The sequence below is a fragment of the Pseudomonas sp. AN-B15 genome (assembly GCF_019056475.1).
Classification (GTDB): domain Bacteria; phylum Pseudomonadota; class Gammaproteobacteria; order Pseudomonadales; family Pseudomonadaceae; genus Aquipseudomonas; species Aquipseudomonas parakoreensis.
The window spans coordinates 3,839,413-3,862,399 of the sequence record NZ_CP049737.1 but is presented as its reverse complement, the minus strand read 5'-3'; the positions used below and the strand labels follow the sequence as shown (position 1 = coordinate 3,862,399).

Here is a 22,987-nt window from a genome sequence, read left to right as displayed (position 1 = left end):
TGTCCCACACTGACCACTGTGGGAGCTGGCTTGCCAGCGATGAGGCCGGTCAGGCGGCACAAATCCCCGGCAGAAATTGCCTGCATGGCAGTCACCCGGTAAAGTGCCGCTCCCCCCGTTTCGCCAGAGGTAGAACCATGACCCAGACCCTAGATATTGCCGTCGTCGGCGCCACCGGTACTGTCGGCGAAACCCTCGTACAGATTCTCGAAGAACGCGACTTTCCGGTCGGTAACCTGCACCTGCTGGCCAGCAGCGAATCCGCTGGCAGCTCGGTGCTGTTTCGCAACAAAAACGTGCGCGTGCGCGAAGTCGACGAGTTCGATTTCAGCAAGGTCAAACTGGTGTTTTTCGCCGCGGGCGCTGCCGTTTCCCTGAGCTACGCGGCGCGTGCCCACGCGGCCGGTTGCTCGCTGATCGACCTGTCCGGCGCATTGCCGGCCGAGCAGGCGCCGCAAGTGGTGCCGGAAGCCAACGCCGAGGTCATCGCCGGTCTGACCGCGCCGTTCCAGGTCAGCAGCCCAAGCCCGTCGGCGACGACGCTGGCTGTGGTGCTGGCGCCGCTGCTCGACTTGCTCGACCTGCAATACGTCAACGTCACCGCCAATCTCGCCGTCTCCGCGCAAGGTCGCGAAGCCGTGACCGAGCTGGCGCGGCAGACCGCCGAGTTGCTGAACATGCGTCCGCTGGAGCCGACCTTCTTCGATCGGCAGATGGCCTTCAACCTGCTGGCCCAGGTCGGCACGCCGGACGCTCAAGGCCACACGCTGCTGGAAAAACGCCTGGTGCGCGAGCTGCGTCAGGTGTTGGCGCAGCCTTTATTAAAGATTTCCGCTACTTGCGTTCAAGCCCCGGTGTTTTTTGGCGATAGCTATAGCGTGACCTTGCAGTCAGCGAGCGCGGTCGACCTGGAAAAGGTCAACGCCGCACTTGAAGACGCACCCGGCATCGAGCTGGTTGAAGCGGGCGATTACCCGACGGCGGTGGGTGACGCGGTGGGGCAGGACGTTGTCTATGTTGGCCGTGTGCGCGCCGGTGTCGACGACCCGGCGGAACTTAATCTGTGGCTGACGTCAGATAACGTACGCAAAGGCGCGGCCCTCAACGCTGTGCAGGTTGCTGAATTGTTGATAAAAGACCTGCTGTAAAAGATACTTGGCAACAATTTGTCGACTGATTCTAGGTGAGCGCTATGCTTGCCCGGAGCACTTGATAACGTGTCACCCTCCGGGACTTTCCGGGGCATCAAAGAAATGATCGCGCGCGGCATGTGTCGTCGTCGCGCGCAATGCCTTACGGCAGCGGCAATCAACATCTTCTCGCTGGCCGAGGAACGTTCAAACAAAGGATGAGGCTATGGTTCAAGTTCGCAAACTGGTGTTAGCAATAGCGGCCGCCTCGGCGCTGTCCTCCGGTATGGCGCATGCCCTCGGGCTCGGGGAGCTGACCCTGAAGTCGACCCTGAACCAGCCGCTGGTGGCCGAGATCGAGTTACTCGACGTCAAGGATCTCACCGCTGCCGAAGTGGTGCCGAGCCTGGCTTCACCCGAAGATTTCGCCAAGGCCGGTGTTGATCGCCAGGCCTTCCTCAACGACCTGACGTTCACCCCGGTGCTCAACGCCAGCGGCAAAAGTGTGCTGCGCGTGACGTCGAGCAAGCCGCTGTCGGAACCGATGGTGAAATTCCTCGTGCAGGTGATGTGGCCGAATGGCCGTCTGCTGCGCGATTACAGTGTGCTGCTGGATCCGTCGAAATTCTCGCCACAGACCGCTGACGCCGCCGCGCAACCGGCGCCGTCGCAGACCATCACCGCACCGACCACCGGCGCCACGCACCCGAATCAGTACACCACCACGCCGCGCGATACCCTGTGGGAGATCGCCGCGAAGGCGCGCACTGGCGGCTCCGTGCAGCAAACCATGCTGGCGATTCAGGCGCTGAATCCGGATGCGTTCATCGACGGCAACATCAACCGGCTGAAAACCGGTCAAGTGTTGCGTCTGCCGGACTCGGTGGAAAGCACCGCGCTGCCACAATCGAAAGCGATTGCCGAAGTTGCCGCGCAGAACGAAGCCTGGCGTCAGGGTCGTCGCTATGTGGCCAAGCCGGGTACCGGCCAGCAGCAGCTCGACGCAACCAAGCGTGGTCGCAGCAATGCCGGCACCGGCCAGAATGCCAAAGACAACTTGAGCCTGGTCTCCGCCGAAAGTGCCAAGGCCCGGGGTAAAGGCCCGGCCGGCGATGCCAAGGCCTTGAGCAACAAGCTGGCGGTGACTCAGGAAAGCCTCGACACGACCCGTCGTGACAACGAGGAACTGAAAAGCCGCATGGCTGATCTGCAAAGTCAGCTGGACAAGCTGCAGCGCCTGATCGAGCTTAAGAATAATCAGCTGGCGAAAATGCAGGCCGACGGTACCGGTGCCGCGCCAGCTGCCAACGCCGCTGTGCCGGCGATCACTGCTGAGCTGGCTGCCACTCCGCCGGCGACCCCGGCAGAAGCTGCACCCACCCCGGAATCGGCGATTGCGCCACCGGTCGACACGCCTGCCGAGACGCCAGTGGTTGCGCCAAAACCGGTGGTCGATGAAGACAAAACCTTCAATGAACTGCTGACCAATCCGATCCTGCTGGGTCTGATCGGCGGCGGCGCGGTGGTGTTGCTGCTTCTGCTGTTGCTGCTGGCCCGTCGCCGCAAAGCCCAGCAGGAAGCCGAGAAACACCTGCGCATGGCCCGCGCTTTGGCTGAAGAGCAGGAGTTCTCTGCCGAACAGGATCTGCCGGAAAGCAGCTTCGAAGGTCTGGAAACACCTGCCGCCAGCGTCAAGCTCAACACCCCGGCATCTGCGCCAGCGCCTGCTGCGGTAGTGGCTCCGGTGGTGATGGCCGAGCCGATTGCCGCGCCATTGGTCGCGCCGGCCGCCGAGCGTTCCGATGACGTGCTGGACAAGGCTCAGTCGCATATCAATGCCGGTCGCCTGAATCAGGCTGCCGCGTTGCTGGAAGAAGGCGTCAGCCTTGAGCCGCAGCGCAGCGACCTGCGCCTGAAACTGATGGAAGTCTATGGTCAACAGGGTGACCGCGATGCGTTCGTCGGTCAGGAGCGTCAACTGGTGGCCAATGGCGACAACTTCGCCAAGGTCGAAGAACTGAAAAAGCGCTTCCCGGCCATGGCTGTAGTCGCGGTCGCTGGTCTGGCTGCAGCGGCCGCCGCCGCTGAACTCGATGCGCAATACGTCAAGGAGCTGCTGCTTGACGAGCCCGAGGCGCCTGCACCTGAGCCGGCGGCAGACGATCTGGACAGCGCGTTCGACCTGAGTCTGGACGATCTCGATAACATTACCCCGGTTGAGCCTGCGCCTGTTGTCGCACCTGAAGCACCAGTGGAGCTGGACGAGTTTCCGGCTGACGACGATCTGAGCTTTGAGTCGGTGCTGCAACAGCAGACCGAGATCAAAGAGAACCTCGACGACCTGTCGGACTTCGACCTCGATCTGGACCTCGGTGCCGAGCCTGCGCCAGCCTCGATGGCTGACCTGGCGGACGATGACTTCCTGCTGGATCTGGACGAAGGCGTGAAAGACCTGTCGCCGGCCGAGCCTGTGGTCGCCAACGAAGTGCCACAGGACGATCTGGAGCTGCCCGCCGATTTCGATCTGTCGCTGGCCGACGAGATGGACACCAACCCGGCCGAACCGGATGCCTTCGCGGCAGAGCTGGATGACGTCAACGCCGAGCTGGATCGTCTGTCGCAGAGCATCACCGAGCCGACCTTCACCGAAGCCGACGCAGCCATGGGTGGTGATCTGGGCGAAGATGACTTCGACTTCCTCGCCGGCACCGACGAAGCCGCCACCAAGCTCGATCTGGCCCAGGCCTACATCGACATGGGCGACAATGACGGCGCGCGCGACATCCTCAACGAGGTGTTGACCGAGGGGGATGAGAAGCAGCGGGGCGAGGCCAAGGAAATGCTTTCGCACCTGGCTTGAGTCAGCGGTAAATCAAAAACGGCAGCCCGATCAAGGCTGCCGTTTTTGTTTGCTTTTTCAAATCAAAAGATCGCAGCCTTCGGCAGCTCCTACAGAGAAACGTAATCTCATGTTGGAGCTGCCGAAGGCTGCGATCTTTTGATCTTGAAACTGGCATCCCCGACCCACAGCCTTATAATGCCCGCCTTTGTACATCAGCAGGCTGTCCCACCTTGGCAAACATAGATAATCCGGCCGCCGAAATGGCACCCGAAGGCTTTTACCGCGTGGCACTGGGCGTCGAGTACAAAGGCTCGCGCTACAGTGGCTGGCAGCGTCAGTTGACCGGCGTGGCCACGGTGCAGGAAGAGCTTGAAAAAGCCTTGTCGAAAGTCGCCAATTCGCCGATTTCGCTGCAATGCGCCGGTCGCACCGATGCCGGGGTGCATGCGTGCGGGCAGGTGGTGCATTTCGACACGCCGGTCGATCGTTCGCTGAAAGCCTGGGTGATGGGCGCCAATATCAATCTGCCCCACGACATCAGTGTCAGTTGGGCGCGGGTGATGCCGGCGCATTTTCATGCGCGGTTCAAAGCCATCGCCCGACGATACCGCTATGTGATCTACAACGATCAGATTCGGCCGGCGCATCTCAATGAAGAGATCACCTGGAACCACCGCCCGCTCGACGTCGAGCGCATGGCGCAAGCTGCGCAATATCTGATTGGCACCCACGACTTCAGTGCGTTCCGTGCCGGTCAGTGCCAGGCCAAGTCGCCGATCAAGAAGATGCATCACCTGCGCGTGACCCGGCACGGCAAGATGATCGTGCTCGATATCCGTGCCAATGCGTTCCTGCACCACATGGTGCGCAACATTGCCGGTGTGCTGATGACCATCGGTGCCGGCGAGCGCCCGGTGGAGTGGATGAAGGAAGTGTTGGAGAGCCGAGAGCGGCGCTCCGGTGGCGTGACAGCGCATCCGTATGGGTTGTATCTGGTGCAGGTTGAGTATCACGACGAGTTCCCGTTGCCCGAGCGTTTCATCGGGCCACATTTCCTTACGGGTTTCTCGGACCTTGACGGCTGACGCCTCCCGACGCTTTTGTTACCATCCGGGACTTTCCCGGTTTTTACCTTGAGGTTTTTATCGACATGTCAGCCGTTCGCAGCAAGATTTGCGGGATTACCCGCATAGAGGATGCGTTGGCAGCGGTCGAGGCCGGGGCCGATGCCATCGGTTTCGTGTTTTATGCAAAAAGTCCGCGCGCAGTGAGCGTGCAGCAGGCAAGGGCGATCATTCAGGCTTTGCCGCCCTTCGTGACGACGGTGGGCTTGTTCGTCAACGCCAGTCGCTGTGAATTGGGGGAAATCCTCGATGCCGTGCCGCTGGATCTGTTGCAGTTCCATGGCGACGAGACCGCTGAAGAGTGCGAAGGCTGGCATCGTCCGTACATCAAGGCATTGCGGGTCAAGGCCGGCGACGACATCGCGGCTGCCGTCGATGCCTATCCGAGTGCCAATGGCGTGCTGCTCGACACCTACGTCGAAGGCGTGCCTGGCGGAACCGGTGAGGCGTTCGACTGGTCATTGATTCCGCAGCAGTTGAGCAAGCCGCTGATCCTGGCGGGTGGCCTGACCCCGGAAAACGTCGCCGACGCCGTGGCCCGGGTCAAACCGTACGCCGTCGATGTCAGCGGCGGGGTAGAGGCGAGCAAGGGCATCAAGGATCCTGCGAAGATCCGCGCGTTCATCAATGCCGTACGCAGCAGCTCGCAGGGAGCGTCTACTTCGATGTGACGGCTGGCAGTCTGCCGCCGTCCATCAATGCACTTGCACAAAGCAGGCGAGGCTGAGGGTTTCTGGAGGTGCACGCAGGTCATGTTTCGCGCTGACCGCGGCGCTCCACCAACCATCGCCACACACATGAATTTAGCTGAAGGGCATACGCGGGGCTGCGAACCAGAGCGTTCGGGCCGCCGGTACTGGAGAAAGAAAGCATGAGCAACTGGTTGGTAGACAAACTGATCCCTTCGATCATGCGGTCGGAGGTCAAGAAGAGCTCGGTGCCTGAAGGTCTGTGGCACAAATGCCCGTCCTGCGAGGCTGTGCTGTATCGTCCTGAGCTGGAAAAGACCCTGGATGTTTGCCCCAAGTGCAACCACCACATGCGCATCGGCGCACGGGCGCGTATCGACATCTTCCTGGATGCCGAAGGTCGCAACGAGCTGGGTGCCGATCTGGAGCCGGTTGACCGTCTGAAGTTCCGTGACGGCAAGAAGTACAAGGACCGTCTGGTCGCCGCACAGAAGCAGACCGGCGAAAAGGACGCGCTGATCTCCGTCAGCGGCACCTTGCTGGGCATGCCGGTGGTGGTGTCGGCGTTCGAATTCAACTTCATGGGCGGTTCCATGGGTGCCATCGTCGGTGAGCGCTTCGTGCGCGCCGCCAACTACGCCCTGGAAAACCGTTGCCCGATGATCTGCTTCGCCGCCTCCGGTGGTGCGCGCATGCAGGAAGCGCTGATCTCGCTGATGCAAATGGCCAAGACATCGGCCGTACTGGCGCGCCTGCGTGAAGAAGGCATTCCGTTCATCTCGGTGCTGACCGATCCGGTCTACGGCGGTGTTTCTGCCAGTCTGGCGATGCTTGGCGACGTGATCGTCGGTGAGCCAAAAGCCCTGATCGGCTTCGCCGGTCCGCGCGTGATCGAGCAGACCGTGCGGGAAAAACTGCCGGAAGGCTTCCAGCGCAGCGAGTTTCTGCTGGAGCATGGCGCAATCGACCTGATCATCGATCGTCGTGAACTGCGTCCACGTCTGGGCAATCTGCTGGCGCAGCTGACCGGTCAGCCGACACCGACCTACGTCGCCGCTCCTGTCGAGCCAATCGTCGTTCCACCGGTGCCTGCCAACGTATGACCGAGCGTACCCTTGGCGAGTGGCTCGCCTACCTTGAACAGTTGCATCCATCGGCCATCGACATGGGGCTGGAGCGTTCGCAACAGGTAGCGTCCCGCATGGGACTGGGCCAGCCGGCGCCTCGGGTGATCACGGTCACCGGCACCAACGGCAAGGGTTCAACCTGCGCTTTCATGGCTTCATTGCTACGGGCGCAGGGCCTGAGCGTAGGTGTCTACAATTCTCCGCACCTGCTGCGTTACAACGAGCGGGTGCAGCTCAATGGCGTCGAAGCCACTGACGCACAGCTGTGCGAGGCCTTCGCTGCAGTCGAGGCCGGGCGAGGCGACACGTCCCTGACTTACTTCGAAATGGGTACCCTGGCGGCGTTCTGGCTGTTTCAACAGGCAAAACTTGACGCTGTGGTGCTGGAAGTCGGTCTGGGCGGGCGTCTGGATACGGTCAATGTGGTGGATGCCGATGTCGCGCTGGTCACCAGCATTGGCGTTGATCATGCCGAATACCTGGGCAATACCCGTGAATCCGTGGCATTCGAGAAGGCCGGGATTTTCCGTCAGGGCAAACCTGCCTTGTGTGGTGATCTGAATCCTCCGCAGCCGTTGCTCGACAAGGCGCGCGAATTGGCGTGTCCGTTTTTCCTGCGTGGGCGTGATTTCGACCTGGGAGTCACTGAGCAGCATTGGCAATGGCGCGGTACCGATGCGCAAGGCCTGCAGGTCGAACTGCATGATCTGCCGTTGCTCGATCTGCCGATGGAAAACGCCGCGCTGGCCTTGCAGGCGTATCTGTTGCTCGGTCTGCCGTGGGATGCCTCGCAGATCGTTGCAGCCTTGCAGGCGACTCGCGTGGTCGGGCGTCTGGATCGTCGCTCCTTTGACTTCAATGGCAAACGCTTGAACCTGCTGCTGGATGTGGGACACAACCCGCACGCGGCGGAATATCTGGCGCGGCGTCTGGCCAGTCGGCCACTGGCGGGCAAACGTCTGGCGGTGTTCGGCTTGCTGGCCGACAAGGATCTGGATGGTGTTGTCGGTGAATTGAATGCTAGTGTCCAGCATTGGGCGGTCGCGCCGCTGGATTCGCCGCGTTCGCGCCCGGTCAGCGAATTGCACGCCGGGTTACAGAACCTTGGCGCATCCGTCACGTCCTATGACAGTGTTGCGGCGGCGCTGGAAGGGCAGTGCGCAGTGGCCACCAGTGACGACGAGATTCTGTTGTTCGGATCATTTTATTGTGTCGCCGAGGCCCTTGAATGGCTGGCCCGGCGCTCCACGGAGGAAGCGGCAAATGGCTTTGCTGGATAAAGCGTACAAGCAGCGCATGGTTGGTGCCCTGGTGCTGGTGGCACTGGCGGTGATTTTCCTGCCGATGCTGTTTTCCCGTCAGGACGAGCAACGTCAAGTGACGGTCGAGGCGCCATCCGCACCGCAAGCGCCGGCTGTGCCGCAAGTGCAGCTCGAGCCGGTGGCCGTGCCTGAGCCGCAAGCACTGCCGCAGGAGCCGGTACCGAGCGACGACGAAGTGGCCGAGCAATCGGCGCCGTCGATGCCGATTGCCGCAGCACCGGCACCCGCGCCGACCCCGGCTCCGGCTCCGGCAGCCAAACCGGTTGCGCCTGCGCCCGTTGCCAAACCTGCTGCGGCGCCGGCTCAGCCGATTGCTGCGGCTGCGGCCAAGCCTGATACCACGCAAAGCCGGGTCGATGCCAACGGTCTGTCGGTCAGCTGGTCGGTGCAACTGGCCAGCCTGTCGAGCCGTGAGGGCGCGGAATCGCTGCAGAAAACCCTGCGCAGCCAAGGCTACAACGCTTACATCCGTTCTGCCGATGGCAAGAATCGGGTGTTCGTCGGGCCGCTGATCGAACGTGCCGAGGCTGATCGTCTGCGGGATGTGTTGAGCCGTCAGCAGAACCTCAAGGGTTTTGTCGTGCGCTTTCAGCCCGAGCGCGGCTAGGATCTATCGATTCGATTGAAATGCACTGAAAATCGCAGCTTACCGACAGCGGTGCGCTCTGCTAAAATGCGCCGCCTTATCCGTCTGTAGGCTGCACTGTGCCATTTACCCTGGTTGACTGGGCGATCGTTGCAATCATCGCCATCTCCGCTTTGATCAGTTTGAGCCGCGGCTTCGTCAAGGAAGCATTATCGCTGGTGACCTGGATCATCGCAGGAGCGGTTGCCTGGATGTTCGGTGGCTCACTGTCCGAGTACCTCGCCGGATACATCGAAACCCCATCGGCTCGCGTGATCGCGGGCTGTGCCATCATGTTTGTCGCCACACTGATCGTGGGCGCAATGATCAATTATCTTATCGGCGAGTTGGTGCGCGTGACCGGGTTGTCCGGCACCGACCGATTCCTGGGCATGGCCTTCGGCGCGGCGCGTGGCGTGTTGCTGGTGGTCGTGGCAGTCGGGCTGTTGAGCCTGGGGCCGGTACAGCAGGACGGGTGGTGGAAAGAATCACAGCTCGTGCCAAAGTTTCTATTGGTCGCCGACTGGTCCAAAAACCTGATTCTCGGGTGGAGCAGTCAGTGGCTTGCCAGCGGAATCAGCGTACCCGCTGATATTCCGTTCAAGGAGCAGCTCTTGCCGTCGGCCAAAACGCCACAGTGAGTGTTGTTCAGTTCAGATCCATTAAGTAGGGGTTGCGTCGCATGTGTGGCATCGTCGGTATCGTCGGTAAGTCGAACGTCAATCAGGCGCTGTATGACGCGCTAACCGTGCTCCAGCACCGCGGCCAGGACGCTGCCGGTATCGTGACCAGCCATGATGGCCGGTTGTTCTTGCGCAAGGACAATGGTCTGGTGCGTGACGTGTTTCAGCAGCGTCACATGCAGCGCCTGGTCGGCCACATGGGTATCGGCCACGTGCGTTATCCGACCGCCGGCAGCTCGACCTCGGCCGAAGCGCAGCCGTTTTACGTCAACTCGCCTTACGGCATCACCCTGGCGCACAACGGCAACCTGACCAATGTTGAACAGTTGGCCAAGGAAATCTACGAATCCGACCTGCGTCACGTCAACACCAGTTCCGACTCGGAAGTGCTGCTCAACGTGTTCGCCCACGAGCTGGCCCAGCGCGGCAAGCTGCAGCCGACCGAAGAAGACGTGTTTGCCGCCGTGACCGACGTGCACAACCGTTGCGTCGGCGGTTACGCCGTGGTGGCAATGATCACCGGTTACGGCATCGTCGGTTTCCGTGACCCGCACGGCATTCGTCCGATCGTGTTCGGCCAGCGTCACACCGACGAAGGCGTCGAGTACATGATCGCTTCCGAAAGCGTTTCGCTGGACGTACTCGGTTTCACCCTGATCCGCGACCTGGCCCCGGGCGAAGCGGTCTACATCACTGAAGACGGCAAGCTGCACACCCGTCAGTGCGCGACCAACCCGTCCCTGACCCCGTGCATCTTCGAACACGTTTACCTGGCGCGTCCGGATTCGATCATCGACGGCGTGTCGGTGTACAAGGCGCGTCTGCGCATGGGTGAGAAACTCGCCGAGAAGATCCTGCGCGAGCGTCCAGAGCACGACATCGACGTGGTCATCCCGATTCCGGACACCAGCCGCACCGCCGCGCTGGAGCTGGCGAACCATCTGGGCGTGAAATTCCGCGAAGGTTTCGTCAAGAACCGTTACATCGGCCGGACCTTCATCATGCCGGGCCAGGCGGCGCGCAAGAAATCGGTTCGCCAGAAGCTCAACGCTATCGAACTGGAATTCCGCGGCAAGAACGTGATGCTGGTCGACGACTCGATCGTGCGCGGCACCACCTGCAAGCAGATCATTCAGATGGCCCGCGAAGCCGGCGCGAAAAACGTCTACTTCTGCTCGGCGGCCCCGGCCGTACGCTTCCCGAACGTTTACGGCATCGACATGCCGAGCGCTCACGAACTGATCGCACACAACCGTTCGACGCAGGACGTGGCGGATCTGATCGGCGCAGACTGGCTGATCTATCAGGATTTGCCTGACTTGATCGAAGCGGTCGGTGGCGGCAAGATCAAGATCGAAAACTTCGATTGCGCGGTGTTCGACGGCAAGTACGTCACCGGCGACGTCGACGAGGCTTACCTGGACAAGATCGAGCAGGCACGCAACGATGCCTCCAAGGTCAAGACCCAGGCGGTCAGTGCGATCATCGATCTGTACAACAACTGAGTTTCTACCGGCCCTGAGGGGCCGGTTTTGTATCTGGCAAAAGACTTTCATTTATTCAGAACAGGGCAAGGAGTGACAGCATGAGTCAGGAATGGGATGCCGGTCGGCTGGACAGCGACCTCGAAGGCGTAGCGTTCGATACCCTGGCCGTACGTGCCGGTCAGCACCGTACGCCGGAAGGCGAACACGGTGATCCGATGTTCTTCACTTCCAGCTATGTGTTCCGCACCGCCGCCGACGCGGCCGCGCGCTTTGCCGGGGAAGTGCCGGGCAACGTTTACTCGCGTTACACCAACCCGACTGTGCGCGCGTTCGAGGAACGTATTGCTGCGCTGGAGGGCGCCGAGCAAGCGGTTGCCACTGCCACGGGCATGGCCGCGATCATGGCGGTGGTGATGAGCCTGTGCAGCGCCGGCGATCATGTGCTGGTGTCGCGCAGCGTATTCGGTTCGACCATCAGCCTGTTCGAAAAGTACTTCAAGCGTTTCGGCGTGGAAGTCGATTACGTGCCGCTGGCCGATCTGTCGGGTTGGGAGGCGGCGATCAAACCGAACACCAAGCTGTTGTTCGTCGAGTCGCCGTCCAATCCGTTGGCCGAGCTGGTGGATATCACCGCGCTGGCGGAAATCGCTCACGCCAAAGGCGCGATGCTGGTGGTCGACAACTGCTTCTGCACGCCTGCCTTGCAGCAACCGCTGAAGCTCGGTGCAGACATCGTCGTGCATTCGGCAACCAAGTTCATCGACGGCCAGGGCCGGTGCATGGGCGGGGTGGTGGCCGGTCGCAGCGAGCAGATGAAAGAAGTTGTCGGTTTCCTGCGCACCGCCGGGCCGACCCTCAGCCCGTTCAATGCGTGGATCTTCCTCAAGGGCCTGGAAACCCTGAACCTGCGGATGAAGGCGCACTGCGCCAACGCCCAGCAACTCGCCGAGTGGCTGGAGCAGCAGGACGGTATCGAGAAAGTCCATTACGCCGGGCTCAAGAGCCATCCGCAGCACGAACTGGCCCAGCGTCAGCAGAAGGGCTTCGGTGCGGTGGTGAGTTTCGAGGTCAAGGGCGGCAAAGAGGGCGCATGGCGCTTTATCGACGCCACCCGCTTGATCTCGATCACTGCCAACCTTGGTGACAGCAAGACCACCATCACCCATCCGAGCACCACCTCCCACGGCCGTCTGGCGCCGCAGGAGCGTGAGGCGGCGGGGATTCGTGACAGCCTGATCCGCATTGCGGTCGGTCTGGAAGACGTGGCGGACCTGCAGGCCGACTTGTCGCGCGGTCTGGCGGCGTTGTGATCGAGTTGTCGACGCCGACGGCGGGTACCCATGGCCGCGTGGCGCTGGTCACCGGCGCCGCGCGTGGCATCGGTCTGGGCATCGCGGCCTGGCTGATCAGCGAAGGCTGGCAAGTGGTGCTGACCGATCTTGATCGCGCACGCGGTTCGAAAGTAGCGAAGGTGCTGGGCGAGAATGCCTGGTTCATCGCCATGGACGTGGCGGATGAAAGTCAGGTGGCATTGGGTGTTGCTGAAGTGCTTGGGCAATTCGGTCGTCTCGATGCGTTAGTGTGCAACGCGGCGGTGGCTGATCCGCACAACATCACCCTGGAAAGTCTGGATCTGGCGTACTGGAATCGGGTGCTGGCGGTGAACCTCAGCGGGCCGATGCTGCTGGCCAAGCACTGCGCGCCGTATCTGCGCGCGCACAACGGCTCGATCGTCAATCTGGCCTCGACCCGTGCGCGGCAGTCGGAGGCAGATTCCGAGGCCTATGCGGCGAGCAAGGGCGGGTTGTTGGCGCTGACCCATGCGCTGGCGATCAGTCTCGGGCCGGAGATTCGGGTCAACGCGGTCAGTCCCGGCTGGATCGATGCGCGGGATCCTTCTGCGCGTCGAGCCGAGCCGCTGGCCGATGCCGATCATGCGCAGCATCCGGCGGGTAGGGTAGGGACGGTCGAGGATGTGGCGGCGATGGTTGCGTGGCTGTTGTCGCGCAATGCCGGGTTTGTCACCGGGCAGGAATTCGTCGTGGATGGCGGCATGACCAAGAAGATGATTTACACCGAGTAGATCGCGTGCTTCTCCTGAATTTGCGTCAAATGGGCTGCCGTCTTCGCGAGCAATCTCGCTCCCACATTTGGAATGCAATCCCCTGTGGAAGTGAGCTTGCTCGCGAATGCAGTCTTGCAGGATGGAAACAATTTCGTCTTTTTCAGAAAAACTTCAATCCTGCTATTGACTTAGGTTCGCCACCTGCGTAAATTTCGCGGCCTCGGAGATGCAAACGGGTGATTAGCTCAGCTGGGAGAGCGTCTGCCTTACAAGCAGAATGTCGGCGGTTCGATCCCGTCATCACCCACCACTCCCGAGAAACTTGCGAAAGCAAGAGGTAGGCTGAAAGTGCCTCCACCGACGCGCAGCGGTAGTTCAGTCGGTTAGAATACCGGCCTGTCACGCCGGGGGTCGCGGGTTCGAGTCCCGTCCGCTGCGCCATATTTTACGAGTCGGGCATTGTCCGGTTCGCGATTGAAAAGCACCGAAGCTTTCAGTCAAAACGAGTTACTTGAGCGCAAGCTCAAAGCGATACGCAGCGGTAGTTCAGTCGGTTAGAATACCGGCCTGTCACGCCGGGGGTCGCGGGTTCGAGTCCCGTCCGCTGCGCCATATCTGTTTCAAGGACCACTGAACGCCTTGAAACACCGAAAGCAACCCTTGGTTGATTCGGAATCGATAGCAAAGACCCTGGTCGAAAGACCGGGGTTTTTTGTGTCTGAAATTTCACCGCTCTCCCTTCACTACCCAGTCCTGCACAAATCCCTGTAGGAGCTGCGGCACGCTGCGATCTTTTGATTTTGATCTTGATCGTAGAAGTAGGATCAAAAAATCGCAGCCTCGTTTCACTCGACAGCGCCTGCATGAAGTGGGCAACCGCATTCGACTGTGTATGGCGGGGGGCAATCGACCTCATGCGGTGCCACGTCGCATTGATTTTTTGATTCTTTAGTCAAATTTTTGTAACTGGTTGTTTGCTGCGAGCGCGGAAACCTTTAAAGTTAACCTTTCGGTCAGCTTTGCACTGTCAACACGCCCTTTGTTTAGCCAAGAAGGGCTTCTGCAAGACTCGAGATTCCCAGTAGATAACCAGAAGGGCGGACACATAACCGCCCAGAGGATGATCCATGTCCAACCGTGATATATCCCGGCGCTCGTTCCTCCAGGGCGGGCTGGTGGCGGGCGTGAGCGTCACGCTCACGCCGCTCAGCAGTCAGGCGCTGGCTGCCTTGATGGAAACCAGCGTCACCGTGCCGTCCGAGAAGTGGCTCGGCAACAACGGCAAGGCGCGTCAGCGTAACGATGCGCTGTCCAAAGTTTGCGGCAGCAAAGTATTTGCCCGCGACATTCGCTCCAAGGACATGCCGGGCTGGCCTGAGCAACAGGGCCACGCCATGCTGCTGAAAACCATCAAGGCCGACCGTATCTACGCTGGCTACGACCTGTCGTGGCTCGGTGCCGACTTGCAACCTGACCGCATCGTCACCGCGGCCGATCTGGACAAGGACGGCATCGTCTTCCCGGAAGAGCACGCGCCGGACCCCTTGCTGCCGGAAGGCAAAGTGCCGATGTTCATCGGTCACCCGGTAGCAATCCTAATCTGGAACGATTTCGAGCGTTTCCGCCAGGCCAAGAACAAACTCAAATTCAATGACAAGGCGATTCGTTACGGTGCACAAGTGCCGTACTACGAAGGCGATCCTTATGGCAGCTTCCGCTACGTGCGCGTGGGCGGTCCGACCTCGGCCGACGAAGACGAATTCGCCAGCCTGAAAGACTCGATCCTGTTCCCGATGCTGAAGAACCGTCGGCCGGTGTGGAATTCTCAGCCGAACCTGCACGGCAACCTGACTGAGCGCGGTCTGTTCTACGCCGATCGCATGAAGAAAGAGATCGATAGCCCGCCAGACAACTGGCTGGTGTTCGACGAGCGCTACAAGACCCCGTCGATCGAACCGGCTGCGATGGAACCGGACAACGGCAACGGCTGGTACGACCCGAAAACCAAGACCCTGCATTTCGTGGTTGCCACTCAGTGCCCGCTGGAAGCCGCGACCGAGACCGCGAAAATGATCGCGCCGTCGCGCTTCGGCCTGGCCAACTTGAACATGCACCCGGGTTACACCGTGGGTTACGGTTCCAAAGACCACAACATCTTCGTCTACTACGCGGCCCTCGCGGCGCTGTACGGTGCCGGTGTGCCGATCCGTCTGGCGAATGACCGCTATGAGCAGTTCCAGAGCGGCATCAAGCGTCACCCGTTCGACATCCGCTACCAGTTGGCGGTGGACAAGAACGACTACAGCTTCAAGATTTTCCGTGCCGAGATGAGCGTCGACGGTGGCGGTCGCATCAACTACAGCCCGTCGGTGGCGGCGGTGGGTGCCACGGCAGCGCAGTCGATCTATTACATGCCGCAGAACGATCTGCAGGTCACCGCTTACCACTCGCGTGGTGTTGAGGCGGGGTCGATGCGCGGTTACGGCACCCTGCAAAGCATGGCCTCAACCGAAATGATGGTCGACGAAATCGCCCATCGTCTCGGCGTTGACCCGATTGATCTGCGTCGCAAGAACGCCTTGCGTTCGGGGATGAAAAACACCCAGGGCGCGATCCCGGCGGGTGCTCTGCGCCTGCACGAAATTCTCGATAAGGCTTCGGTGCACGAAGTCTGGAAAAACCGCGACGCGATCAAGAAGCAGCGCGAAGCCGCCGACCCGGACAACTGGTACGGCGTGGGTTTTGCCATTTGCCAGAAAGACTTCGGCACCGGTTCCGAAGCGCCGATGGCCAGCATCGAATTCACCGCTGAAGGTCGCATCACCCTGCGCCACATCGGTATCGAAATCGGCACCGGCATGTCCACTTCGCAAGCGCTGGTGGTGGCCGATTTCCTCGGTAGCCCCGCGCATGAAGTGAAGACCGGTGAAACCGAATGGCAGGAAATGCAGCTGATCACCAGCGGCAACCCTTACATCATGAGCCAGGCCGAACAGGACAACCTGCTGCGCAATCCGCGCTGGGTTGGCAAGCTGGCTTCGGCGTCGTCCGCGACCAACTCGGCCTACTATTTCAGCCACGCCACTCGTGAAGCGGCGCGCGTGCTGTTCAACAATGGCTTGTGGCCGGCGGCCATGGAAATCTGGCGTCAGGGCCCTTACGGCGGTCAAGCCAACCCTTACGTGGTGCGTCGTGAAGATGCGCATTGGGTCGACGGCAAACTCACTGCCAACGGCATGCAGCCGTTGAGTTTTGAAGAGCTGGCCAAGCGCGCTCACGAGCGTGGCCTGGTCACCGGTGCCACCGTTCACGCGTTCAACCGCTGGAGCTGGGCCGAGGCTGAATACAGCATCGACGGCGTGCGTGAGCGTCTGCCGCTCGACGGTCTGGCGGTGAAATACGGCGATGGTGCGCCGAAGGCGAAGAAGGCGCTGATGAACACCGCTGGTTTCCACTTGCTGGATCGCCAGAACATCAACTACCCGGTGGTTCAGTTGAACAATGCCGCGGTGACTTACTACAGCCCGGTCGCGACGCTGGTCGAGCTGAAGGTTAACAAAGGCTCGGCGGAAGTCGAAGTGCTCAACCACCATTCGTGGGTCGAGTGCGGTCGGGTGCTGGTCGAAGAACTGGTCAAGGGCCAGCTTGAAGGCGGGATCGCGATGGGTATCGGTCACGCATTGATGGAAGAGATGCCGCTGTACGAAGGCGGACCGGGGGAGGGTGACTGGAACTTCAACCGTTATCGCTTGCCGATGGCCCGTCACGTCGCGGTGTGGAAGCAGACCGCGGAGATTCTGCCGCCGTTGTCGCCAAGCGATCCGTCCAAAGGCATCGCCGAAGTGGTGATGATTCCGGTGGTTGGTGCCATCGGTAACGCCGTGGCGCATGCCATCGGTAAACGTGTTCGCGATCTGCCAATCACTGCTGCGCGCATCAAGGAGGCCCTCAATGGCTAACCGTCCGCTTCAACTGACCCTCAATGGTCAATCCGTCGGCCCGGTGGACATCCCTGATGACCTGCCGATGATCGACTACCTGCACGAATACAAGAATCTCACCGGTTCGCGCCTGGGCTGCGGCCAGGGCATCTGCCACGCCTGTGTGGTGATCGTCGACAACCCGGACGGCACCAGCGAAGAAGTGCGCACCTGCATCACCGGCGCGCATTACTTCGAGGGCAAAAAAGTCCGCACCATCGAAGGTCACGCCAAACGTGATGAGAGCGGTCAGGTCACTGAGCTGAACCCGATCCAGCAGCGTTTCGTCGACGAATTCGCCTTCCAGTGCAGCTATTGCGCGCCGGGCTTCGTCAACGCCGCGACGGTGCTGGTGGAGAAGCTGCAGCGCCAGCCGATCGTCAAAAGCCAGCTGGAAAGCGTCATCGAAGACAGCCTCGGCCATCACGTCTGTCGTTGCACCGGGTACGTGCGTTACTACAACGCCACGCGCAACGTGCTGACCGATCTCGGCCTGGTCAAGGACCCTGGCGATACAGGTGCACGTTCTTGGAACGGTGGGTCGCGACTTTGGTGAAGCCCATGATCTCGAAGATCGGCTCCAGGGTGCCAGGAGTCGGCGATGCGAACTCGATGAACTCAAAGCCCATCAGGCCCATTGGGTTTTCGTATAAATCTGCCATGGTGAAGCCTCATCATTCTTATCAATTAACCAGAGTTAGTTGTCAGTAATGCTGAGACCGGCGGGTGGTGCGCAGGAGATGCCTCGCACACTGCGGGCGAGGAAGTCACCATAGATCAGTTGAAACCCGAATATCTTCATTGTCGACCCAAGGCTCTTGCGGGCGAGGCTTCTGCTGCCAGAAGACGTTTATTATTGTATGCGTAACCGGATTCTACACAGCGTAAATAGGGTTGTCTGCCCTCTCTATAAAATCCGCCTTTTTCGCATCGGTGCAAGGGGTTTGTTGCACAGGTAAATTCCCGCCAGCACCAGCGCACCGCCAAGGCACAGAGTCAAGGTGAGTTGTTCGCCAAGCAACAGCGCGCCGAGCAGCACTGCGGTCAGTGGATTGAGGGCAATGAACACGCCGGAACGGGTCGCACCGATTTTGCGGATGCCGTCGTAGTAGCCGATGTATGCCAATGCCGAGCCGAACACGCCGAGGTAGATCAGGCTCAGCCATTGTGGCGTGTCGAGGTTGAGCAAGGCTGCCGCGCTCATCTCGCCACGCAGTGTTGCCAGCACCAACAGCATCACGCAGCCGATCAATACCGAAAATGTCACTGTCTGCAGCGGGCCGAGTGCCTGATTTAACTCGCGGGAACACAGCGAGTAAATACCCCAGCCCGCTACGCAACCGAGAATCAACAAATCGCCGATCCAGGCATTCGGTGTCACGGCGAGCAATTGCGGGTTGCGACTGACGATCACCAGACTCGCGCCGCCAATGCACAGGGCGATGCCGGCGACTTTCACCCGGCCCAGGCGCTCCTTGAACAACAGCCAGGAAGCCAGGCCGATCACGGCCGGATTCAACGCGACGATCAACGAAGCGCGCGAGGCATTGATGTACTGCAAGCCATAAAAGAAACACAAATTGTAGAAAAAGATCCCGAAGAACCCCAACAGCGTCAATTGCAGCCATTGCCGAGGCGTCGGTCGTGCCAGCGGGATGCGCGCAACCCATACAAACCCGAGCAACGCCACGCTGGCGAGCAGGAAGCGCAGGCTGGCGGCGAACAGCGGGCTGAGGCTGCCCGCCAGAAAACGCCCGGCGACAAAGGTCCCGCCCCACATCATGGTCACGGCAGCCAGCGTCAGATAAACCGACCGGTCAGAAACGTTATTGCGAGTTTGCTCCACGTTGCGCATGACGCTCCAAACCAGAGAAGCCAAAGGATGGCGTATCATTCACTTCATTCCTTGTCATCGTAAAATGAGCAAACACTCATGACCCTCACGCAACTGGAGATCTTCTCACTGGTCGCCGAACTGCGCGGCTTCACCCTCGCTGCCCACCGTCTGGGGATTTCGCAGTCAGCGGTATCCCACGCCATGAAATCCCTGGAGCAGGAGTTGGGCGTCGAGTTGTTGCGCCGTCACTCGTCGCAGGTGGAGCTCACCGATATCGGCGAGCAGGTACTCCAGCGCGCACGCGCCATGCTCGGTCTGGCCAACACGCTGCGCCAGGAGGCGGCCGATGCGCGGGGCATGAAAAGCGGTACGCTGCGCATTGGCTCGTTCGGCCCGACGGCGTCGATCAAGTTGCTGCCGAGAATTCTGCAGCGCTATCGCCAAGTCCATCCCGGCATAGAAGTGCACATCGATGAGGGGCCGGACCGGCAGGTGCTGCAGTGGCTGGAAGAGCGGCGAATCGACGTCGGTTTCGTGGTGTTGCCCGAGGAACGCTTCGACACTTTCGCGCTGGTCGAAGACCAGATGGTTGCCCTGCTCCCGCTCGGTCATCCACTGGCCGCCAGCGCGGCGCTGAGCCTTCAGGATTTGTGTGCCGACCCGTTTGTGCTGACCGAGGCCGGTTCAGCGGAACTGGTTTCACGCCTGTTCACTGCCGCGCGCCTGCAACCGAACATTCGCTACCGCTGCTCGCAATTGCTCAGCACACTTGACGTTGTCAGCCGGGGCGATGCAGTCACGGTCGTCGCCGAAGGCTCATTGCCAGACGATCCAGCGCCGTGTTACGTGAAGAAGCCGCTGTTGCCGGCGGTGCAACGTCTGATCGGCCTCGCTGTTCTCGATCAGCGTCAGGCTTCGCCCGCCACGCGGGCATTTATCGAACTCGCCAAGCAGATCAATCAGCCGTGAGCGGCACAAGCGCCAGCGGCCATCTATCATGCCTTCTGACTCCGCTGTTCCTCACCGGTGCGCCGTTGCCAGGCCTGCATTCGAGCGTTCCACCTCATCGCAACAGGATGCGCCTATGCCCTTGACCGTCAGACCCCGCCGCAAACGTAGCGTACGCATTTTGATGACCCTGCTCTGCGGTGTATTGCCCGTCCTGCTGGGCGGCGGGATTCTGTATATGCAAGCCGAACGGGCCTTGCAGCAGAGCACGCAAAATACCGCCGATGAGGCGTTGCGCCAATTCGAGCTGATGCTCGACAACACCGCCCAGGCCGCCAGCGAATTATTGCCCCTGGCTGGCCAGCCCTGCGAAAGCGTAAAACTGGCTTTACGTGAGCAGGTAACCCGCCGGCCTTTCGTGCGTTCGACCAATCTGGTGTGGGACAACAACCTCTATTGCAGCTCGCTGTTCGGTGAATTCAAGGAAGCCGTCAACCCGGGCGACTATGCGCAAGGCAAACTGTGGTTGATGAATGGCAACCCGGTCACGCCCGACACCGCGCTGCTGGTATATCGCCTCAGCGAAGGTCGCGGCGGCGCGCTGACTACGCTCGATGGCTATCACTTGAGCAACATCCTGCGCCTGATCGGCCGGCAGACGCAGTTGGTGCTGCTGGTCGGCGACAACTGGCTGTCGGCCGATGGCAAAGTGCATCAGGGCGCCCTGCCGCCGCTGCCGATAGCGCAAAGTACGTTGATGTCTTCACGTTATGCCTTCAGTGTCAGCGCAGGGTTCGCGCAAGGGCAAACGTGGCGCTACATGGCCGCCGAATACGCACCCTTGTTCAGCCTGCTGATCTTTTTCGGGGTGATCTCGGGCGCGATCGCTCACGTCCTGCAACGACGCGCCACCTCGCCCAGTCATGAAATGCTCCGCGCCCTGGAGGCCGGCGAGTTCATCCCTTACTTTCAGCCGGTGGTGCATGGTGACAGCAGGAAATGGTCCGGCACCGAAGTGCTGATGCGCTGGAAACACCCCAAGGAAGGCCTGGTGCGCCCGGACCTGTTCATCCCGTTCGCTGAACATTCGGGGCTGATCGTGCCCATGACCCGTTCGCTGATGCAACAGACTGCCGCCTTGCTCGGCCCGCTCTCTGCAGACTTCGACCAACCCTTCCACATCGGCATCAATATCACTGCCAGTCACTGCCAGGACTTGGAGCTAGTGGAGGACTGTCGCGAATTTCTTGCCGGGTTTGCCCCCGGCAGTATCAATCTGGTGCTGGAGCTGACCGAGCGCCAACTGATCGAGCCGACCGACGTCACGCACCAGTTGTTCGAGCAGTTGCACACGCTCGGCGTGATGATCGCCATCGACGACTTCGGCACCGGGCATTCAAGCCTGGGCTACCTGCGAAAATTCAATGTCGACTTTCTCAAGATCGACCAGAGTTTTGTCGCGATGATCGGTATTGATGCGCTGTCGCGGCATATTCTGGACACGATTATCGAACTCTCGGCCAAGCTTGATCTGGGTATTGTTGCCGAAGGTGTAGAGACTCCGGCACAGGCTGACTACCTGACCGCACACCACGTCAACTTCCTGCAAGGCTATCTGTTCGGAAAACCCATGCCCGGCGCTGACTTCATCGCTGCATTAAGTGATCGTTAACTAAAAATAAATTAAGCCCGACGCTTCGACGCGACGCACCAAATTGATACAAAACACCACTGTTGTTACATGACGACAAGATCAGGATTTACTCTTGGCGCATTAACTACTACAATTTTTTCAGCCTGTGCAAGATTGACAGGTGAGCCATTATCACCGAGTCGCTTCAAGGCTCTTGGCTTATAGCTTTGTTTGCGGTTGGTATCAGCCAAACACACTATTGGAGTAAAGATATTGTCCAGACTCGCTGAATTTCGTGCAGCTGAAAAGGCCCTTCAGGAACAGCTCAAGCAGCTGGAATCGCTGAAGAACGATGCCGGGCTCAAGAAAGAAATCGAATTCGAAGAAAAGCTCCAGGGGCTGATGAAAACCTACGGCAAAGGCCTGAAAGACATCATCGCCATCCTCGATCCGAACCCGTCCAAGTCCGGCTTGCAAGTGTCCGCCGCACCAAAAACCCGCCGCGCTCGCGTGGTCAAGGTTTATCAGAACCCGCACACCGGTGAACTGATCGAAACCAAGGGCGGCAACCACCGTGGCTTGAAAGCCTGGAAGGAACAATACGGTGCAGCCACCGTTGATTCCTGGTTGCGCGGTTAATTTTGCGCCAACAAACAAGCCCTGCTGTATGCAGGGCTTTTTTTTGACAATATCTAACAAAAGCAACGATTTCCCCCGCGCTAGTTATCAATCCGCTTTAACACCCACAAGACGTGAGGCTAAAAACTCTTGCCGGATGTTGCGACGGTCATCGCTGCTAAACTTTGTGCTTAATGCCTTCGAGGTATCTAACCTGGCCGAGGTGAAACAGAGGCTTAAAGTTTCAAGCTGTTTCTCACGGCGACTATTTCGTCAGCGCTGGCCTTATAAATCTCAGCCTGACCCGCGTAAGAAAGTACATACGCCTTATCCGCCCCGACCGCCGCAACCAATGTTTGCGACAACACATGTCGGCCATTTTCAGTGATCGTACAGGTGGTTTCCAGTGCGTCCAAGGCGCCGAGTTTCGCCGGGTGCACCTTATTGCAAACACTCTGATAACCGCCCTGGAAAAAGTCTTTCTGAATCGACTTGCGCATCTCCAGCAGCACGCCCTGCACATTGACCTGATGGCCAGCTTCAACCTGAGTCATGGTCAACTCCATCACCATGACCTGATTGCCATCGGCGTCGTTTTTCACCGCACGCTGGCGCGACACCTGCGGCGGCGTGTCGGGCAATGCCTGGATTTCCCACCCCGCAGGCCAGGTGATGCTCGGCTGATCGGCCCATGCGGGGGCAGCCAGCAGCGACGAGAAAAGGCAAACGAATAGCACGTTGAACGGTCGGATCATTACCAGAGGCACTCGTAGATTGAGCAGCAAAGTCTGAGGCCCGGTCGCCCACAGAGCAAGCCGCGCATTCGGTTTGGCGATGCCGCCCCGCATGCGTATCATTGCGCCCATTCACTCGCCCC

The 22,987-nt window shown here is 60.1% G+C and carries 18 protein-coding genes, 3 tRNA genes and 1 pseudogene; 19 read left to right on the top strand and 3 right to left on the bottom strand.

All coding sequences use genetic code 11. The features are described from left to right. The first annotated feature begins 137 nt into the window (after positions 1–137). The 16 genes from GTQ41_RS17340 to GTQ41_RS17265 all read left to right on the top strand — a co-directional run bounded on the left by GTQ41_RS17340 (position 138) and on the right by GTQ41_RS17265 (position 17,630). On the top strand, positions 138–1,148 hold the full coding sequence (locus GTQ41_RS17340) for an aspartate-semialdehyde dehydrogenase (protein ID WP_047293220.1): 1,011 nt from the start codon (positions 138–140) through the stop codon (positions 1,146–1,148). Positions 1,149–1,356: 208 nt separating this feature from the next. Continuing rightward, positions 1,357–3,990, top strand: a complete 2,634-nt coding sequence (locus GTQ41_RS17335; protein ID WP_047293222.1) for a FimV/HubP family polar landmark protein — start codon at positions 1,357–1,359, stop codon at positions 3,988–3,990. 242 nt (positions 3,991–4,232) lie between these two features. Further along, complete coding sequence (gene truA, locus GTQ41_RS17330) at positions 4,233–5,057, top strand: tRNA pseudouridine(38-40) synthase TruA (RefSeq protein ID WP_041066053.1); 825 nt, start codon at positions 4,233–4,235, stop codon at positions 5,055–5,057. Between the two features lie 65 nt (positions 5,058–5,122). Next, a complete protein-coding gene (locus tag GTQ41_RS17325) occupies positions 5,123–5,767 on the top strand; it encodes a phosphoribosylanthranilate isomerase (RefSeq protein ID WP_047293224.1) in 645 nt (214 codons plus the stop codon). Between the two features lie 200 nt (positions 5,768–5,967). Further along, on the top strand, positions 5,968–6,888 hold the full coding sequence (gene accD, locus GTQ41_RS17320) for an acetyl-CoA carboxylase, carboxyltransferase subunit beta (RefSeq protein WP_041066058.1): 921 nt from the start codon (positions 5,968–5,970) through the stop codon (positions 6,886–6,888). Then, a complete protein-coding gene (folC, locus tag GTQ41_RS17315) occupies positions 6,885–8,192 on the top strand; it encodes a bifunctional tetrahydrofolate synthase/dihydrofolate synthase (RefSeq protein ID WP_047293227.1) in 1,308 nt (435 codons plus the stop codon). Before accD ends, folC begins: the two co-directional genes overlap by 4 nt. Continuing rightward, positions 8,176–8,841, top strand: coding sequence for an SPOR domain-containing protein (locus tag GTQ41_RS17310; RefSeq protein ID WP_047293229.1), 666 nt, complete (start codon positions 8,176–8,178; stop codon positions 8,839–8,841). The genes folC and GTQ41_RS17310 overlap by 17 nt, the downstream gene beginning before the upstream one ends. Before the next feature lie 98 nt (positions 8,842–8,939). After that, positions 8,940–9,500 carry a CvpA family protein gene (locus GTQ41_RS17305; protein WP_007961197.1) on the top strand — a complete coding sequence of 187 codons (561 nt, stop codon included), beginning with the start codon at positions 8,940–8,942 and terminating at the stop codon, positions 9,498–9,500. 41 nt (positions 9,501–9,541) lie between these two features. Beyond that, a complete protein-coding gene (gene purF, locus GTQ41_RS17300) occupies positions 9,542–11,047 on the top strand; it encodes an amidophosphoribosyltransferase (RefSeq protein WP_003226416.1) in 1,506 nt (501 codons plus the stop codon). An 80-nt stretch (positions 11,048–11,127) separates the two neighbouring features. Beyond that, positions 11,128–12,339: an O-succinylhomoserine sulfhydrylase gene (locus GTQ41_RS17295; RefSeq protein WP_108183232.1), complete on the top strand. Its 1,212-nt coding sequence runs from the start codon at positions 11,128–11,130 to the stop codon at positions 12,337–12,339. Beyond that, entirely contained in the window at positions 12,336–13,112 is a 777-nt protein-coding gene (locus GTQ41_RS17290; protein WP_047293232.1) for an SDR family oxidoreductase, read from the top strand. The genes GTQ41_RS17295 and GTQ41_RS17290 overlap by 4 nt, the downstream gene beginning before the upstream one ends. A 216-nt stretch (positions 13,113–13,328) precedes the next feature. Continuing rightward, positions 13,329–13,404 (top strand) — tRNA-Val (locus tag GTQ41_RS17285). Between the two features lie 54 nt (positions 13,405–13,458). After that, positions 13,459–13,535 (top strand) — tRNA-Asp (locus GTQ41_RS17280). 94 nt (positions 13,536–13,629) lie between these two features. After that, positions 13,630–13,706: transfer RNA gene (locus GTQ41_RS17275), tRNA-Asp, on the top strand. A 515-nt stretch (positions 13,707–14,221) separates the two neighbouring features. Next, a complete protein-coding gene (locus GTQ41_RS17270) occupies positions 14,222–17,053 on the top strand; it encodes a xanthine dehydrogenase family protein molybdopterin-binding subunit (protein ID WP_047293233.1) in 2,832 nt (943 codons plus the stop codon). After that, positions 17,046–17,630: a (2Fe-2S)-binding protein gene (locus GTQ41_RS17265; RefSeq protein WP_217325333.1), complete on the top strand. Its 585-nt coding sequence runs from the start codon at positions 17,046–17,048 to the stop codon at positions 17,628–17,630. Before GTQ41_RS17270 ends, GTQ41_RS17265 begins: the two co-directional genes overlap by 8 nt. On the opposite strand, the pseudogene GTQ41_RS17260 reads toward GTQ41_RS17265, so the two are convergent. Together GTQ41_RS17260 and GTQ41_RS17255 are read right to left on the bottom strand one after the other, a co-directional pair. After that, a pseudogene (locus GTQ41_RS17260) lies at positions 17,578–17,736 on the bottom strand (4-hydroxyphenylpyruvate dioxygenase); the annotation flags it as partial. The gene GTQ41_RS17265 and the pseudogene GTQ41_RS17260 sit on opposite strands and share 53 nt — an antisense overlap. 245 nt (positions 17,737–17,981) lie before the next feature. Continuing rightward, complete coding sequence (locus GTQ41_RS17255) at positions 17,982–18,929, bottom strand: DMT family transporter (protein WP_047294260.1); 948 nt, start codon at positions 18,927–18,929, stop codon at positions 17,982–17,984. 78 nt (positions 18,930–19,007) lie between these two features. Between GTQ41_RS17255 and GTQ41_RS17250 the strand changes: the two genes are divergently transcribed. The 3 genes from GTQ41_RS17250 (at position 19,008) to GTQ41_RS17240 (ending at position 22,131) form a co-directional block, all read left to right on the top strand. Then, positions 19,008–19,880, top strand: a complete 873-nt coding sequence (locus GTQ41_RS17250) for a LysR family transcriptional regulator (RefSeq protein ID WP_047294259.1) — start codon at positions 19,008–19,010, stop codon at positions 19,878–19,880. Between the two features lie 115 nt (positions 19,881–19,995). Next, positions 19,996–21,531: an EAL domain-containing protein gene (locus tag GTQ41_RS17245; RefSeq protein WP_047294257.1), complete on the top strand. Its 1,536-nt coding sequence runs from the start codon at positions 19,996–19,998 to the stop codon at positions 21,529–21,531. 234 nt (positions 21,532–21,765) lie between these two features. Beyond that, positions 21,766–22,131, top strand: a complete 366-nt coding sequence (locus tag GTQ41_RS17240) for a histone-like nucleoid-structuring protein, MvaT/MvaU family (RefSeq protein ID WP_003224630.1) — start codon at positions 21,766–21,768, stop codon at positions 22,129–22,131. A gap of 215 nt (positions 22,132–22,346) precedes the next feature. Here GTQ41_RS17240 and GTQ41_RS17235 read toward each other — a convergent pair whose 3' ends face one another. Further along, the gene (locus GTQ41_RS17235) at positions 22,347–22,865 is read right to left on the bottom strand and encodes a DUF4946 domain-containing protein (protein ID WP_047294680.1); all 519 of its coding nucleotides are present in this window, start codon (positions 22,863–22,865) and stop codon (positions 22,347–22,349) included. Between the last annotated feature and the right edge of the window lie 122 nt (positions 22,866–22,987).

Excerpts from the sequence above, each read along its gene's own strand:
- GTQ41_RS17250 (WP_047294259.1), top strand. The coding sequence starts at position 19,008 with ATGACCCTCACGCAACTGGAGATCTTCTCACTGGTCGCCGAACTGCGC.
- truA (WP_041066053.1), top strand. The coding sequence starts at position 4,233 with ATGGCACCCGAAGGCTTTTACCGCGTGGCACTGGGCGTCGAGTACAAA.
- GTQ41_RS17265 (WP_217325333.1), top strand. The coding sequence starts at position 17,046 with ATGGCTAACCGTCCGCTTCAACTGACCCTCAATGGTCAATCCGTCGGC.
- GTQ41_RS17310 (WP_047293229.1), top strand. The coding sequence starts at position 8,176 with ATGGCTTTGCTGGATAAAGCGTACAAGCAGCGCATGGTTGGTGCCCTG.
- GTQ41_RS17325 (WP_047293224.1), top strand. The coding sequence starts at position 5,123 with ATGTCAGCCGTTCGCAGCAAGATTTGCGGGATTACCCGCATAGAGGAT.
- GTQ41_RS17295 (WP_108183232.1), top strand. The coding sequence starts at position 11,128 with ATGAGTCAGGAATGGGATGCCGGTCGGCTGGACAGCGACCTCGAAGGC.
- GTQ41_RS17270 (WP_047293233.1), top strand. The coding sequence starts at position 14,222 with ATGTCCAACCGTGATATATCCCGGCGCTCGTTCCTCCAGGGCGGGCTG.
- GTQ41_RS17245 (WP_047294257.1), top strand. The coding sequence starts at position 19,996 with ATGCCCTTGACCGTCAGACCCCGCCGCAAACGTAGCGTACGCATTTTG.
- GTQ41_RS17255 (WP_047294260.1), bottom strand. The coding sequence starts at position 18,929 with ATGCGCAACGTGGAGCAAACTCGCAATAACGTTTCTGACCGGTCGGTT.
- GTQ41_RS17335 (WP_047293222.1), top strand. The coding sequence starts at position 1,357 with ATGGTTCAAGTTCGCAAACTGGTGTTAGCAATAGCGGCCGCCTCGGCG.
- purF (WP_003226416.1), top strand. The coding sequence starts at position 9,542 with ATGTGTGGCATCGTCGGTATCGTCGGTAAGTCGAACGTCAATCAGGCG.
- folC (WP_047293227.1), top strand. The coding sequence starts at position 6,885 with ATGACCGAGCGTACCCTTGGCGAGTGGCTCGCCTACCTTGAACAGTTG.
- accD (WP_041066058.1), top strand. The coding sequence starts at position 5,968 with ATGAGCAACTGGTTGGTAGACAAACTGATCCCTTCGATCATGCGGTCG.
- GTQ41_RS17340 (WP_047293220.1), top strand. The coding sequence starts at position 138 with ATGACCCAGACCCTAGATATTGCCGTCGTCGGCGCCACCGGTACTGTC.
- GTQ41_RS17235 (WP_047294680.1), bottom strand. The coding sequence starts at position 22,865 with ATGATCCGACCGTTCAACGTGCTATTCGTTTGCCTTTTCTCGTCGCTG.